Annotated in this window: 12 protein-coding genes; 4 read left to right on the top strand and 8 right to left on the bottom strand. The window is 35.3% G+C overall.

Annotated features, from left to right (window positions below; all coding sequences use genetic code 11):
• The first annotated feature begins 40 nt into the window (after positions 1–40).
• Both ACVFVN_RS06780 and ACVFVN_RS06775 read left to right on the top strand, forming a co-directional pair.
• Positions 41–3,532, top strand: a complete 3,492-nt coding sequence (locus tag ACVFVN_RS06780) for a hypothetical protein (RefSeq protein WP_456234722.1) — start codon at positions 41–43, stop codon at positions 3,530–3,532.
• Positions 3,533–3,551: 19 nt separating this feature from the next.
• Entirely contained in the window at positions 3,552–4,718 is a 1,167-nt protein-coding gene (locus tag ACVFVN_RS06775) for a hypothetical protein (RefSeq protein WP_456234721.1), read from the top strand.
• Positions 4,719–5,070: 352 nt separating this feature from the next.
• On the opposite strand, the gene alaS is transcribed toward ACVFVN_RS06775, so the two are convergent.
• The 3 genes from alaS to queG all read right to left on the bottom strand — a co-directional run bounded on the left by alaS (position 5,071) and on the right by queG (position 9,767).
• Positions 5,071–7,674 (bottom strand): alanine--tRNA ligase, encoded by a 2,604-nt coding sequence (gene alaS, locus ACVFVN_RS06770; RefSeq protein WP_456234720.1) that lies wholly within the window; start codon positions 7,672–7,674, stop codon positions 5,071–5,073.
• A gap of 303 nt (positions 7,675–7,977) precedes the next feature.
• Positions 7,978–8,655: a TIGR02117 family protein gene (locus ACVFVN_RS06765; protein WP_456234719.1), complete on the bottom strand. Its 678-nt coding sequence runs from the start codon at positions 8,653–8,655 to the stop codon at positions 7,978–7,980.
• Positions 8,656–8,840: 185 nt separating this feature from the next.
• A complete protein-coding gene (queG, locus tag ACVFVN_RS06760) occupies positions 8,841–9,767 on the bottom strand; it encodes a tRNA epoxyqueuosine(34) reductase QueG (protein ID WP_165130371.1) in 927 nt (308 codons plus the stop codon).
• Positions 9,768–9,906: 139 nt separating this feature from the next.
• Here queG and ACVFVN_RS06755 point away from each other — a divergent pair, with 139 nt between their 5' ends.
• Together ACVFVN_RS06755 and ACVFVN_RS06750 are read left to right on the top strand one after the other, a co-directional pair.
• Positions 9,907–10,200, top strand: coding sequence for a rhodanese-like domain-containing protein (locus ACVFVN_RS06755; RefSeq protein WP_165130369.1), 294 nt, complete (start codon positions 9,907–9,909; stop codon positions 10,198–10,200).
• 23 nt (positions 10,201–10,223) lie between these two features.
• Positions 10,224–10,718, top strand: coding sequence for a DinB family protein (locus ACVFVN_RS06750; RefSeq protein ID WP_456234718.1), 495 nt, complete (start codon positions 10,224–10,226; stop codon positions 10,716–10,718).
• A gap of 48 nt (positions 10,719–10,766) precedes the next feature.
• On the opposite strand, the gene ACVFVN_RS06745 is transcribed toward ACVFVN_RS06750, so the two are convergent.
• The 5 genes from ACVFVN_RS06745 to ACVFVN_RS06725 all read right to left on the bottom strand — a co-directional run bounded on the left by ACVFVN_RS06745 (position 10,767) and on the right by ACVFVN_RS06725 (position 14,798).
• Entirely contained in the window at positions 10,767–10,943 is a 177-nt protein-coding gene (locus ACVFVN_RS06745; RefSeq protein ID WP_456234717.1) for a phosphatidate cytidylyltransferase, read from the bottom strand.
• Positions 10,944–11,048: 105 nt separating this feature from the next.
• Positions 11,049–12,242 (bottom strand): glycine C-acetyltransferase, encoded by a 1,194-nt coding sequence (gene kbl / locus ACVFVN_RS06740; RefSeq protein WP_456234716.1) that lies wholly within the window; start codon positions 12,240–12,242, stop codon positions 11,049–11,051.
• A gap of 318 nt (positions 12,243–12,560) precedes the next feature.
• On the bottom strand, positions 12,561–13,613 hold the full coding sequence (locus tag ACVFVN_RS06735; RefSeq protein WP_456234715.1) for an AI-2E family transporter: 1,053 nt from the start codon (positions 13,611–13,613) through the stop codon (positions 12,561–12,563).
• Positions 13,614–13,634: 21 nt separating this feature from the next.
• A complete protein-coding gene (locus ACVFVN_RS06730) occupies positions 13,635–14,333 on the bottom strand; it encodes an SAM-dependent methyltransferase (RefSeq protein WP_456234714.1) in 699 nt (232 codons plus the stop codon).
• Positions 14,334–14,798: a low molecular weight protein-tyrosine-phosphatase gene (locus ACVFVN_RS06725; protein WP_456234713.1), complete on the bottom strand. Its 465-nt coding sequence runs from the start codon at positions 14,796–14,798 to the stop codon at positions 14,334–14,336.
• Between the last annotated feature and the right edge of the window lie 39 nt (positions 14,799–14,837).

Below are 14,837 nucleotides of genomic sequence, written 5' to 3'. Positions count from 1 at the left end.
TCTAAAAAAACTAAACTTTTATCCACTAATACTAAAAACCATGCTTAGAAGAAAGTGTTCAATTCTTTTACTGTTTGGGGCAACCTTATTCCCTATTGCCCAGTTCAATGGACAAATTGGTCAAATCACTTCTGTAATTAGTATCGCTAGCAAGTACGCGACTTTATTAAAATCTAATCAGAATGATGTTATCTACGCCGATGAAAACCTCGATCAAGAGATTGAAGATCATGTTAAGATAGCCATTATCCCTTTTAACACGACCATTAGCTACATAAAACCTCCAGAATATACCGAGGAAGAGGCAGAAACACAATTTGAAAACCAACAAATGGTAGGCAAATTGTTGCAAGAACAATTTTGGGATGTTTTCGACAATTACAAATCCGAAATTTATCTTCAGGACATTAGGATTACCAATAAACTTCTTCAGGATATTGGTTATTTTCTACATCCAGGGGATTTTCCGCCTTCTTATTTAGCTAAATTATTAAATGTAGACGCCGTTCTTATTTGTACATATGACTTAGAAGTTGATAACCAAAAAACGGGTTGGCAGAATTTATCTAAAGCGATGAGCGATTTGGCAATTTCTCAACTTAAAGGAAATATCCCTGGTATCCACGCATTAAAATTTATTAAAAACCCAAATGCTTTAATAGATGTTATTACAAAGCCAGGCGAATTTTTCCAAAAGTTGAAATCTGGTGATATTGCCGCGATTACATCTATTGCAGGAGCCCTTTTACCAGAAGGTAATTGGCAAAAAGTTGCCGAAATTGCGGCTAAGAATTCGAAAACGATAAACAAACTAGCAAAGGGAGATACCTCCAACTTATTCAGTGATTTGGTTTCGAATAACGCATCACTTTTAGGAAGCGAGCTTAATCTTAATCCACAAGTTGTAAAGCTTATCCAAAACAACACCAAGATTGTACAAAATGTGATGGATGGTAATACCAAAGGAATTATGTTTGATATTATCTCCAGCAATGTTGGAAGTATTACCAGCAAATATGCGGGAGAACAAAATTCGTTTCTGAATACAGCTATTAGCAACAACGCAAGTATTATTGCAAAACTAGCAACTGGTGATACGAGTAACCTTTTGCAAAATGTTTTAGATAAAAACATTGGACAAGTTACCAGCATGATTGGTGGTAACAACGCATCATTTTATTCAAATTTAATTTTAAATAATAAAGATCTGGTAGGTAAAGCGCTGAAAGGTGACTTTACATCATTAACTACAGATCTGTTGGTTAACAATATTTCTTTAATCGGGGAAAAACTACCTCTTGGTGAAGCACAAAAATATGCAGCGCTACTGGCGAACAAAGATGCCGTAAAAGGACTTCTTTCTGGAAACACGCAATCCATTATCACAACTTTAACACAAAGTGGTGCACAACTTTTTGGTGACCAAATCGGAAATGCTGACGTTCAGAAATTTGCAAAATTGATTGCTAACAACAAAGACTTTATACAAAGTACGCTGGATGGGGATCCTAAAAAAATGCTGAACTCGCTACTTAGTAAAGACAGTAACATTTTAGGAACCGCTTTGAGTAGTGCGCAGTTAGGGAAATTCGGGGAAATACTTAACAACAACTCAGATATTATTGTGAAGTTAGCATCTGGCGATACTTCAAATCTTTTACAAGATGTTTTAAGTAAAAACATTTCGAGTTTATCAGGCGTTGTGGCAAATAATTCGTCTTCGTTCTACACGGATTTAATTGTTAAAAATCAGAGTTTAATCAGCAAAGCGATGAGCGGTGACTTTTCATCTTTCACCACCGATCTATTAATGAACAATACATCTTTGATAGGCGAATTGTTACCTGCTGAAGAAGCACAAAAATATGGCGCTTTACTCAATAACAAAGATGCTATAAAAGGTCTTTTGTCTGGCGATACACAATCTATTGTTACAACACTGTCGGAGCAAGGTTTGGCATTATTTGGTGATCAGATAGGAAATGTTGACGTACAGAAATTTGCAAAGTTAGTGGGCGATAATAAAGAATTCTTAAGAAGTGCTGTAAACGGAGACACCAAAAATATGTTATCTTCCCTATTCTCCAAAGACAGCAAAATTTTGGGAACAGTTCTGGACAAAAATCAATTGGGTGAATTTGGAAATATCTTGATTGACAATACAGAACTTATCGGCAAACTAGCTTCTGGCGATGCATCTGATGCTCTTAAAGACGCGCTCACGAACAATGTTGGCAGATTGGTAGGAAGCATCGGTGATGAGTCAACATCGTTCTACACCAATTTAATCCTAAAAAATAAAGACAATGTTAGCAACATTATAAATGGTGATGTTTCTGGGTTGGTAAATCTCGCTTTGACTAATAGCACTGTCATTTTGGGAGACAAACTCAATACAGATGAAGCTCAAAAATACACATCCATATTATTAGACAAAAACAATATTTCAGGCTTGTTACATCTTAACCAAGATGAAATACTTAACAATCTGACAAGTAATGCCAGTCAATTATTTGGTAATAATATTGAAGGTCTAGACATTCAAAAATTAGGATTATTTATCAGCAATAACAAAGATTTCATCAGTAATATTAACAGTGGAAATATTAGCAATATTGTAACGTCATTATTACAACAAAATAGGAATCTTTTCGGAATAGAGCTTAACTTCAGCCAGATTGGTCAATTTGCACAAATTGTTAGCAGTACGACAGGCGTTCTTGGAAATCTACTAAAAGACGATTCGCCAACTGGCACTTTGAAAGCTTGGTTTTCAGACCTTAACCTAGGGCTTGACGACGTTGCAATGTCTAAAGCTTCTGATGCAATTCTTAATAACAAAGACGCTGTCGTTTCGCTTCTAAAAGGTGACAAAACAGCACTTGCAGGATTTTTAGGAAATAATGAAAAAGCAGCAGATATTCTGATTAACAATCGTTCAAAAATCAATAGTCTTTTAGGAATTTCTACAGATGAAGACTTTACAATTCTTAATAAAACACCAGAAGAAATTGAAGTTTTAGCTTATAAAATTTCAGAAAGCAAAGGCATTCTCAACGGAATTGTAAAAGGTGATGAGCAAGAAATCTTCGCCAACTTCGAAAGTCCAGAAATTAAAGAAGAATTGGGCATCGACAAGCATCTTTATAAACAAATTTCAAAAGGTTTAACCCAAGAACAAAAAACGGTAGCCGAAGTTATCGTTAACTCAAAAATCAATCAAATGTTACTCAACGATATGATTGATCTTCAGTTCTTTGATTTCGGAAGAGATGCGCTTTCACACAAATACGACAATGTGAGTTTAAGAGAAAAAACCTTCTCACAAACAACGGCATCTATCCTAGATCCAACGCTTGACCCGAAAGACAAATCGAAGTTTACCATCAACATTTTCGGTAAAGATGATGACAGGGTTCTATGGCAATATATCAACGAAAATTCTAAAACCAGAATTTATGATATGTCAAAAACTGTCGCCAATGTCATCAAACGACTTAACAAAAATTTCCCTTATTTCGAAAATAAATAATAACAAACAATCTTGAATCATGAAGAAACTTCTATTCACTGCATTTCTTTTGAGTGCTTTGCCACAACTAGATGCGCAAATGCTGATGCCACCAAGTAAGCAAGTTACAAAGGCGATTAAGAAAAACCCTCAACTCCTAAATGCCATCAATGCTAATCCTCAGCTTGTTAATTCATTAAATATGAACGAAAAGCTTTTGGATGCAGTAATTGATGAACCTCAAATCTTAAATTTGGTAACAAACATTCCTGCAATTATCAATACTATAAATGCTAGCCCAGATTTTTTAAAAATGCTAACCAAAAATGACGATGTCGTTTTAGCATTAAGCATGAATCCAAATATTGTTAACACGCTTAACAGCAACCCTGGCTTAATCGATGCTTTGGTAAAAAAACCAAAAAACATCAATATGATTTCAGCATCTGCTAATACATCAACACCAGCTGCAAATACAAATAATACAGCTAATGCTATCACCACCGCTTTAACTACAATTACAGAACAACCAAAAAAGAAAAAAGGCTCTGGTGTAGGTAATATCTTACTAAGCGCAGCCACAGGAGGCGTACTTGGCGGAGATCCGTTAACTGGTATTTTATTTCAAAAAAGTACAGATATTCAAAAAAGCTTGGACAAGTCAAAGAACAAAAATATCTTTTTATCGAAGCGTTATGACGACTATATCAAAGAACACAAAACCATTGCTATTCTCCCTTTTTCAGTAGAAATTGAGGGTGAAAACAAAAAGCAAATTACCAGTAAAAAAGAACGTGTAAGAAACGAAAAAGAAATCGAGGAAAAAATCCAAGAGAGTCTTTACAAATTCTTACTTAGAAATCAAGACAAATATTCCATTGAATTCCAAGACATTAGCACCACTAATTTAAAACTAAAAAATAGTGGCATTATGCCAACGCTTTACACAACTTCAAAAGAAGAAATCGCTAAAGCTTTGGGCGTAGATGCTGTAATTGCAGGGGACTTTGATCAACAAATGAAAAATAAAGACAGCAAATCTGGCGTTATCAAAATCACTTTATTTGATGGAAAAACTGGCGATTGGGTTTGGAAACTTGACGAAAATGCAGGGTCTAAATATTCTCTAATCGATGAAACGGACAAGCTCATGAACAATCTTATGGAAAAGGTCGTTAACTACTTCCCTTACCGTACAGCAAAATAACAAAAAAAACAAGTAGGTGATTTGTATTGTTTGAACTAAGGAAAAATTGTAACAATCATTCGACAAGTCAATATTTTGTAGAAAACTTCGTATTTGAACACAATCCGAAATCAAGAAAACTTAAAGTTTTTCAATCTAACATCTATAAAATAAAAACTGCTAAAAGGATATTTCTACTTGCTTTATCGTCTTCCTGTAGCCTAGGTCGAATGAATTGTTACTTTTTTTAAAGTTTAAAATTTAAAAAACACTAATACTATCTATATAATTAATCATTTTTTTCACTTAACCAAAAACAAATCGGGAGCAACATTGTTACTCCCGATTGTTTGTTTTATAAGGCTTTTAAATTTTAAAGCGCTAAGGCTTTTTGATAAGCATTTTCAATTCCGTCAAGATTTTTACCACCTGCAGTTGCAAAACCTGGATTTCCGCCGCCGCCGCCTTGGATTTCCTTCGCTAAATCTTTCACGATAGCTCCCGCTTGGTAGGTTTTTTCTAGATCTGCAGAAACGCCAACCGTAATCATTGGTTTTCCATCGGCATCAGAAAGAATAATGGTTACAGAATTTGGAATTTCACGTTTCAATTCAAATACGATATCTTTTACAGAAGCCGCGTCCAAAGATGTTTTCTTTACTAAGAGTTGCTTGTCACCTTTTTGTTCGTAAGCGTTTTTCCAATCGGAGATTTCGCCTTTTGCTTTTTCTTTTTTGAAAGTGTCTAATTCAGCTTTTAAACTATGGTTTTCTTCCAATAATTTTTCAACAGATTTTAAAACGTCTTTCGATTTTAGCAACTGAGATAGTTCTGAAATTTGATGTTCTAAAGATTGGTAATATTCTTGAGCTTTATCGCCAGAAATAGCTTCAATTCTTCTGATTCCCGCTGCTGCAGACGCTTCGGAAACCAATTTGAAGTGACCAATTTCACCCGTTGATTTTACATGCGTTCCTCCACAAAGTTCTTTAGACGATCCAAACTGAATCATTCTTACATTATCACCGTATTTTTCACCAAATAAAGCCATTGCACCTTTATCCAAAGCTTCTTGAATAGGAATGCTTCTGAATTCTTGCAAAGCGATATTTTCTTTGATTTTAGCATTTACTTTTTGCTCTACCAAAGCCAATTCTTCTTCATTCATCTTAGAAAAATGCGAGAAGTCGAAACGCAAATAATCTGGACCTACATAAGAACCTTTTTGCTCTACGTGAGTTCCCAAAACATCTCTCAAAGCTTCGTGCAACAAGTGAGTTCCGCTATGGTTGGCTTGAGAATTTCTTCTGTCGGAAGCGTTTACTTTAGCGTAAAAAACAGCGCTTGCATCTTTTGGAAGTTCCTTAATTAAAGAAATAATCAAGTTATTTTCTTTTTTAGTTTCTAAAACTTCGATGTTTTCAATGGCGTTTTCTAAACTTCCTTTATCACCAACTTGTCCACCACCTTCAGGATAGAAAGGCGTATTGTCGAGAACAATTTGGTAGAATTCACCGTCTTTATTTTCAATTTTTCTGTAACGTGTAATCGTTACTTCGTTTTCTGTTTTATCGTAACCCACGAAAGTTTCTGGTTTTTCTTCCAAAACCACCCAATCGTAAACTTTTGCTGCAGAATCTTTTTTAGATCGTTGCTTTTGTTTTTGCATTTCCGCTTCGAAACCAGCTTCATCAATGGTTAAACCTTTTTCTTCCGCAATAATTCTCGTTAAATCGTCTGGGAAACCGTAAGTGTCATACAACTCGAAAACCTCTTCACTTGGAAGTACTTTTTCGTTCTTTGCGATGGTTTGTTCAATGAGTTTTTCAACACGTACCAATCCACTTTCAATGGTTTTTAGGAAAGATTCTTCTTCACTTTTAATCACTTCCGTTACAATGACTCCTTGTTTTTCAAGCTCTGGGAAGAATTTACCCATTTGAGCTTTTAAAACTGAAACTAATTCGAAAAGGAAAGCTTCTTTCATACCCAAGAAACGGTAAGCGTAAGAAATTCCTCTTCTTAAAATTCTACGAATCACGTAGCCAGCGCCGTTGTTAGAAGGCAATTGTCCGTCTGCAATTGCAAAAGAAACCGCACGAATATGATCCACAACCACACGGATTGCGATGTCTTTTTCGTCGGTTAAAATTCCGGTATATTTTTTTCCTGAAAGTTCTTCCACCTTAGCAATTAAAGGCGTGAAAACATCAGTGTCATAATTCGATTCTTTATGTTGTAAAGCCATACAAAGACGCTCGAAGCCCATTCCGGTGTCAATGTGTTTTGCAGGAAGATTTTCTAAACTTCCGTCTGCTTTACGGTTGTATTGCATGAAAACGAGATTCCAGATTTCCACTACTTGAGGATGGTCGTTGTTCACTAATTCAAGACCAGAAACTTTTGCTTTTTCTTCATCCGTTCTTAAATCCACATGAATTTCTGAACAGGGTCCACAAGGTCCACTTGCACCCATTTCCCAGAAATTGTCTTTCTTATTTCCGTTGATGATGCGGCTTTCGTCGATATGCGCTTTCCAGAAATCGTAAGCTTCGGTATCTCTAGCTAAATTTTCGGAAGCGTCGCCTTCAAAAATAGTGACGTAAAGATTTTCCTTTGGAATTCCGTAAACTTTCGTCAATAATTCCCAAGCCCAATCGATGGCTTCTTTCTTGAAATAATCGCCAAAAGACCAGTTTCCTAGCATTTCGAACATGGTATGGTGATAGGTATCACGACCAACATCGTCCAAATCGTTATGTTTTCCTGAAACTCTTAAACATTTTTGAGTGTCGGCAATTCTAGAGGCTTTTGGTTCTTTGTATCCTAAAAAATAATCTTTAAACTGCGTCATTCCAGAGTTGGAAAACATTAAAGTGGGATCATCTTTCAAAACAATAGGCGCAGAAGGCACAATAAGGTGTTCTTTGCTTTTGAAAAAGTCTAAAAATTGCTGGCGTATTTCTTGTGAAGTCATATTTTTGGCTTTAAGCAAAAAGCTATAGGCTTTAAGCGTTTTCTAAGTTGGCAAATTTAGTGATTTTTAAAGAGTTTAGGAATAAAAAAAACAAGCTTTTCTTATTTTAAAATGGCTTTTTGTAGAGCCTTGTTAGGGCTTTGAGCCCTAACAAGGCTTAAATTGGGATTGCGGCCGCGATAGAAGCGGCATCCTTTTATTGAAAGCTTTGGGAAAAGGAAAGGCTCAATAAAAGATATAGCGGATAGCGCGAATTGTCCGCCCAAAAAAAATTATAAATCAGAACTTATTGTTTGATTTTAACTATTTATAATGTCTAAATATTCCAAAGTCGGACGGTGACCAAAGTGCTGCTTTTTGTCCTGCTGCCTTTAGCGCATTATTTGCCCAGGTATTGCAAGTATAGAGAAAACTATAACTTCCATTGGCGTCATAGAACGCGTCATCTTTACCATAAACAGCGTCTGTAGGAATTAAAACATATTTTCCGTTAGTATCTTTAACAAATTTTTTGTCGATAAAGGCTATCAAATTTTTATACTGTTTTTCGGTAAGCATTATTCTTTTACAATCTTTGCCCTCTTTCATCGTGTTGTAAAAAGTGACATGCATAGCCGAATCGCTTAACCAAAATGCGGCATTGAAAGCCGTTGAAAATTTGAGATCCGCCCAAGTCGGCGTATCCAAATAAAAGCCCTTGTCACCCCAACCGAAAGAAGTGTATTTGAAATCCGTTTGTTTCCCTTTGGTATTCGCGTATAAAATTCTGGTGCTCCAATCGATGTGTGAAGTTTTTGTTGGCACAACAATGTCCGTATGGACACCATTGGTCAGAATATAGACTTCGACAACTTTGGGATCCTTGGTTTCCTCGGCTTGGACAGGAATCATGGGTAGCAAAAGCGCTAAAATGACATACAACAAAACGGCACCGATGATAAGGCCAATTATTTTTAAAACTTTGATTAGTATTTTTTTCATTAACTGAATTTAAAAAAATAAATATAGAATAAAATTTAAAATTTTGAACAAAAAAAAATAATATTCTAAACACGCTTGTTATAAGAGAAATAAGCAATTTCGGGCAGATACATACAAATTATTCTATGCAAAATAGAGAGAAAAAGCCTCGATTGAAATTCAGGCTAAAAGTACACCAAAAAAATCTAATCTGACAGGAAATCCAAATTGCGCTTAAGCCCAGCAAATTTGGTTCTCTTAACAGGTGATTTTTTGAAAACCGAAGAAAAAATCTCTTGCGTCATCTCTATCCATTCTTTTTTGGTGAAATTTTGTAGAGCTTCATTAGGCTGAAACTTTTCTTCTAAAGTGGGTGCCGAAAAACGATTCCAAGGACAGACATCCTGACAAATATCGCATCCGAACATCCAATTTTCCATTTTATTTTTGAAAAAAGAGGGGATTTCTTCTTTTAATTCTATGGTGGCGTAAGAAATACATTTGGATCCATCGATTAACTTATCGCTGACAATCGCATTGGTAGGGCAAGCCTCAATACATTTGCGACAAGTCCCACAATGGTCGGTTGTTGGATTGTCATAAACCAGATCCAAATCACAAATTATTTCCGCTAAAAAATAAAAAGAACCATTTTGTTTTGTAATAAGATTTGCGTTTTTGCCAACCCATCCAATGCCTGATTTTTTTGCCCAAGCCCGCTCCAAAACTGGCGCTGAATCTACAAAAACACGACATTCGAAATCGCCAATCTCATCCCGAAGCTCCAAAATCATTTCGCGTAGAATTTCTTTAATAACTTCGTGATAATCTTGTCCGTAGGCGTATTTTGAGATTTTCTGAAATTTATTTTCAAAAATATCTTCTTTGGGAAAATAGTTATAACTTAACGATATAATCGATTTTGAACCTTCTACCAACAATCTTGGATCAAGACGTTTGTCAAAATAATTTTCCATGTACTGCATTTCGCCTTGGTAATTATTTTTTAGCCATTCTTCTAAACGAGGTGCTTCTTCTTCCAGAAATTCTGATTTGGAAATACCGCAAGACTGAAAGCCAAATTTCTTAGCTTTCTCTTTGATAAGTTGTGTATTTTGTGCATTAAAAATCACTGCTGCAAAGTTATAATTAAATATAAAATTTTCGATGAAATTAAATTTTAAAAGTTTTTACTAAAATTTATAATTGTTGAAAAGTTGAATCCAAAAATTAAATTGTAGTTTTGTTTAATAACAATAAAAAAAAATTAAAATGGCAATTGAAGATATCCTATTATCGGGAAATTATCATCTCATCGATGTTCGCGAACCTATGGAATTGGAAATGGATGGTCACATCGAAGAAGCACAAAATATTCCGTTAGGCGAATTGGAAGATCGTAAACAAGAAATTCTTAACCTAAGTGGTACAAAAATATTTTTCTGCCGAAGCGGAAATCGTTCTGGAAAAGCTACAGAATATTTCAAGGCAGAAGGTTTGACAGATGTTTACAATGGTGGGGCTTATAGTGATTTGAGCGAAGTTCTTGAAAATCTTAAACAATAATTTTCTTTAAAATATCTAACAAGATGAGCATTAAAGAAAGTTTGACCATAGAAATGCAACGCGAAACAGATAATACGAAACGTCTGTTGGAGCGTCTTAACCAAGACCACTGGACTTGGAAACCTCATGAAAAATCGATGTCTGCAGGTGCATTAGCAAAACATATTGTAGAGCTGCAATCGTGGTTACCAAATGCGCTGGAAGGCGATTCTTTCAATTATGCAACCGATTACCAACCTAACCCATCAGCTACTTTTGAAGAACTTATCCAAATTTTAGAAGCGGGTTTAGCAAAAAACATCGAATTTGCAAATTCTAAATCCGATGAGTTTTGGTTTGACGAATGGACTTTCAAATATGGAGAACATGTTATCGGTGTGATGCCAAAAATAGGCGCTTACCGATTTGTCATCACCAATCATTTGATCCATCACAGAGGACAACTTAGTGTGTATCTAAGATTATTAGACATTCCTGTTCCGGGAATCTATGGACCTTCAGCAGATGAGACGATGTAATTTGAGTTCGTTTATATAAAATAAAAGGTGGGAAAATTTCCCACCTTTTTATTTTTTGCCACCTCCCATAAATTTGGAAAGCAACCAAATTATCAAAGCAATACCTCCAAACATGAGTATAAACGCCCACCACATTCCTGCTTTAAAAATAGTATTAATGGCTTCGCAACTTGTTAACATGGAAAGTGCAAATATTGCAATAATTCCTAGTAATAATTTTTTCATAATAATGGTGATTGAATGTTAGGCTAAAATCTAAGCAAGAATATTGCCATTAAAAAATCCCGCTCAAGGAACGGGATTTTTTTTAGTATTAATAATTTAGATTCATTAAATTACACCTAATTCTTTTCCAACTTTTTCGAAAGCAGCAATGGCTTTATCCAAATGTGCTCTGGTATGTGCCGCAGATAACTGAACTCTAATTCTCGCTTTGCCCTTTGGAACAACTGGATAGAAGAATCCGATTACATAAATACCTTCGTCCATCAGTTTTTCCGCCATTTTCTGGGATAGTGGTGCATCGTACAACATTACAGGAACAATAGCAGCATCACCATCTGGGATATCAAAACCTTTTGCTTTCATTTCGGTTCTAAAATAAGATGCATTTTCCATCACCTTATCTCTTAAGCTTGTATCATCCGAAATCATATCCAAAACTTTTGAAGCTGCACCCACTATACCTGGCGCCAAAGAATTTGAGAATAAATAAGGTCTTGATCTTTGGCGAAGCATGTCGATAATTTCTTTTTTTCCAGAAGTAAAACCTCCCAAAGCACCACCTAAAGCTTTTCCTAAAGTTGATGTGATAATGTCCACACGTCCCATAACCTCGTTAGCTTCGTGCGTACCACGACCTGTTTTCCCGATGAATCCAGTTGCATGAGAGTCATCCACCATCACCAAAGCGTCATATTTGTCTGCCAAATCACAAACACCTTTAAGATCCGCAACAATGCCATCCATTGAGAAAACACCGTCTGTTACGATAATTTTGAAACGATGATCTTTTTTTGAAGCCTCAATAAGTTGCGCTTCCAGATCTTCCATATTGTTGTTTTTGTAACGGTATCTTGCAGCTTTACACAACCTTACGCCATCAATAATTGAAGCGTGATTGAGCTCGTCGGAAATTATGGCATCTTCTTCGGTAAACAATGGTTCGAAAACCCCACCATTGGCATCAAAACACGCTGCATAAAGAATGGTATCTTCAAGACCTAAGAATTTAGAAATCTTAGCTTCCAAATCTTTGTGTATATCTTGTGTTCCGCAAATGAAACGTACGGACGACATCCCATAACCATGTGATGCAATGGCATCTTGTGACGCTTTCATCACTTCAGAGTTGTTAGAAAGTCCTAGGTAGTTGTTGGCACAGAAGTTGAGTAGCTTCTTTCCATTAGCTTCAATTTCCGCAGATTGTTGAGATGTAATAATACGTTCTCTTTTATAAAGTCCATCGTTTTCGATGTTTTGTAATTCGTTTTGTAAATATTCCAAATACTTGTTAGAAATCATAATTGCTATATTTTCGATTTTAACAAAAATACGAAAAAAGCTGTCGTTAAAAAAACGATTTTTAAATATTTAAATCTAATAAAACAGAAAAATAAAGCATAAAAAAACCACTCCGAAGAATGGTTTTAATATTGAAAAATTTAATTTGAAATATTGCATTTTAGACTGTTTAATTTGATTTAATTTCGCTCAACTATTAAACTTAATAACGAATCTTTGTCTAAAGTGTTTTGATATATTAATTGCAAAACTAATGCAAGTCCAGAGTTAACATTGGTTAAATATTCCACAAATATTCATAAATGATACTATCATTTTTTATTCATCTTCCTCACCCATGAGATAGCCCCAAGCTTTGGTATGGTCTATCCTATCGAAAACAATTTTGGCAATTGCTAAAATCGGAATCGTCAACAGCATCCCTGAAATCCCCCAAAGCATTTCTCCTATAACCAAACCGATGATAACAACTAAAGAATTAATTTTAACTTTCGAGCCTACAACTTTTGGCATGATGATATTGGCGTCGATCGCATGAATAATTATGATAGAAATAACAAGGAACAAAACACTGCTCAAACCTGAGGTTGCGAACGTAATTAAAACACCAATTAACAAAACAGTAAAAATCCCAATATATGGAAGAATGTTAAGAACACCTGTCAAAACGGCTAACATGACATTGTATTTTATCCCGATAATCGTAAAGGCAATGAATGACAAAATCATCACAAGCAACATTTGTAAAAACAAACCTACAAGATATTTTTTCACCATAAACTGAATGTTTTCTACCACTTCGTAGACCAAATTTTTATGACTATCATCGCTGAAACTCATGACCAGAAAAAGCACCAGTCGACTTCGATAGATTAGAAAAAATAAAGTAAACAAAAATGTGAATGCCGAAATCATCAAAACATAAGAAACCGAACTGACAATTTTTTCAAGAATAGCCGTCCCTGTGCTGATGCTTTTTCTGGCGGTATCATTAATATAAGTTAATTGCTCACTTTGTTTAACACCAAAAGTTTTATAAAACCAACTTTGTAATTGGTCGAACAAATCCATAATTTGTTTTTGAAAAGCTGGCCAATCTTGGGATAACTTCCCGATCTGCAACGCCATAACATACACCACTCCCGAAATTGCTAACATCGCCAAAATACATACAACAATGGATGCAAAACTCCTCGGAAGCCTAATTTTAGTTTCTAAAAATCGACATGCTGGTGTCAACAAAATTGAAAAAAGCAAACCCAAAATCATAGGCACAATAATGCGTTCGCCAAGTTTGGCTAAAAACCCCAAAACGACAATACTGACAAGTACACAAGATAATTTTAGATAGAATGGAAAGGTTGTTTTCATGATGTTGGTGTTTTTAATCTGTTATTTTCCTATCAAAAAAACAGCAGGAATTTTATGTAAATCTGGTTTTTGTTTTGACCAATCTTTAATCGATTTTGTCTTTATAAACTCGTGTTCTGGATCGTTGATATTGGTGGCGACACACAACTGCGTCTGTGGCGAAAGAAATTTGCACAAGTCTTCCAACATCTGATTGTTACGATAAGGCGTTTCCATAAAAATTTGGGTAAAACCTGTCTTTTGCATCAAAGATTCGAGATGTTGGATTTGCTTTTTCTTTTCTTGTTTATCGATTGCTAAATAACCACTAAAACTGAATTGTTGCCCATTGAAACCACTCGCCACCAGAGCCAAAACAAAAGAACTTGGTCCATTGACAGGAATAACTTTTATGTTATGTTGGTGACTCCATTTCACCATGATATTTCCTGGATCACCGATACACGGCAGTCCAGCTTCTGACAACAAACCAAAATTGACATCCGATTTCATTAACTCTTGCGCGTCTTTTAAATCTGCAGTTTCGGAATATTTATCGAGTACATAAAGTTTTAATTCGGATTGTTTTTTTTCGGGTGCAAAAAATTTGATCACGCGACGCGCTGTTTTTTCGTTTTCCACAAAAAAATGATCTAGATTCATAATAATCTCACGGATTGTCGGCGCAAAATAATCAATCGGTGAATTTTCTGACAAATACGCAGGTAATAAATACAGCATTTAGTTGGTTTTAAAATTAAGTTTAATATCCTTTGCGATGATGTCACAGGCTTTATCTAACATTTGATAAACTTTTTCAAAATCGGACATCTCGCCCCAATACGGATCCGGAACTTCGTTATCATTCCCCGTTTCCAAAACATCCAAAATCAAGCTTACTTTTCGACGATGTTCTTTGGTCTTTGCCATAGAAATAGCATCTTCAAGATTATGAAGATCCATACAATAAATACGATCAAAATCATCAAAATCCTTCGAAGTAATTGGTCTTGAGCGATGCTCGCTAATGTCGATATGATGATTGTCAGCCGTTTTTATAGAACGCTTATCGGCCTTTTCGCCTTCGTGCATAGCGATAGTTCCGGCGCTATCAATCTCATGATCGCTAGAAAGTTTACTTCTTAAGATACCTTCAGCTAAAGGACTCCGACAAATATTCCCTAAACAAAGCATTAAAATTTTCATGTGATGAATTTATAAAAAAAGAAAAGGATTTAAAAAATT

Source organism: Soonwooa purpurea (assembly GCF_053891095.1).
The sequence above is the reverse complement of the archived record's forward strand: the minus strand, read 5'-3'. Positions and strand labels throughout refer to the sequence as shown.

Excerpts from the sequence above, each read along its gene's own strand:
- ACVFVN_RS06780 (WP_456234722.1), top strand. The coding sequence starts at position 41 with ATGCTTAGAAGAAAGTGTTCAATTCTTTTACTGTTTGGGGCAACCTTA.
- ACVFVN_RS06775 (WP_456234721.1), top strand. The coding sequence starts at position 3,552 with ATGAAGAAACTTCTATTCACTGCATTTCTTTTGAGTGCTTTGCCACAA.
- alaS (WP_456234720.1), bottom strand. The coding sequence starts at position 7,674 with ATGACTTCACAAGAAATACGCCAGCAATTTTTAGACTTTTTCAAAAGC.
- ACVFVN_RS06765 (WP_456234719.1), bottom strand. The coding sequence starts at position 8,655 with ATGAAAAAAATACTAATCAAAGTTTTAAAAATAATTGGCCTTATCATC.
- ACVFVN_RS06755 (WP_165130369.1), top strand. The coding sequence starts at position 9,907 with ATGGCAATTGAAGATATCCTATTATCGGGAAATTATCATCTCATCGAT.
- ACVFVN_RS06750 (WP_456234718.1), top strand. The coding sequence starts at position 10,224 with ATGAGCATTAAAGAAAGTTTGACCATAGAAATGCAACGCGAAACAGAT.
- ACVFVN_RS06745 (WP_456234717.1), bottom strand. The coding sequence starts at position 10,943 with ATGAAAAAATTATTACTAGGAATTATTGCAATATTTGCACTTTCCATG.
- kbl (WP_456234716.1), bottom strand. The coding sequence starts at position 12,242 with ATGATTTCTAACAAGTATTTGGAATATTTACAAAACGAATTACAAAAC.
- ACVFVN_RS06735 (WP_456234715.1), bottom strand. The coding sequence starts at position 13,613 with ATGAAAACAACCTTTCCATTCTATCTAAAATTATCTTGTGTACTTGTC.
- ACVFVN_RS06730 (WP_456234714.1), bottom strand. The coding sequence starts at position 14,333 with ATGCTGTATTTATTACCTGCGTATTTGTCAGAAAATTCACCGATTGAT.
- ACVFVN_RS06725 (WP_456234713.1), bottom strand. The coding sequence starts at position 14,798 with ATGAAAATTTTAATGCTTTGTTTAGGGAATATTTGTCGGAGTCCTTTA.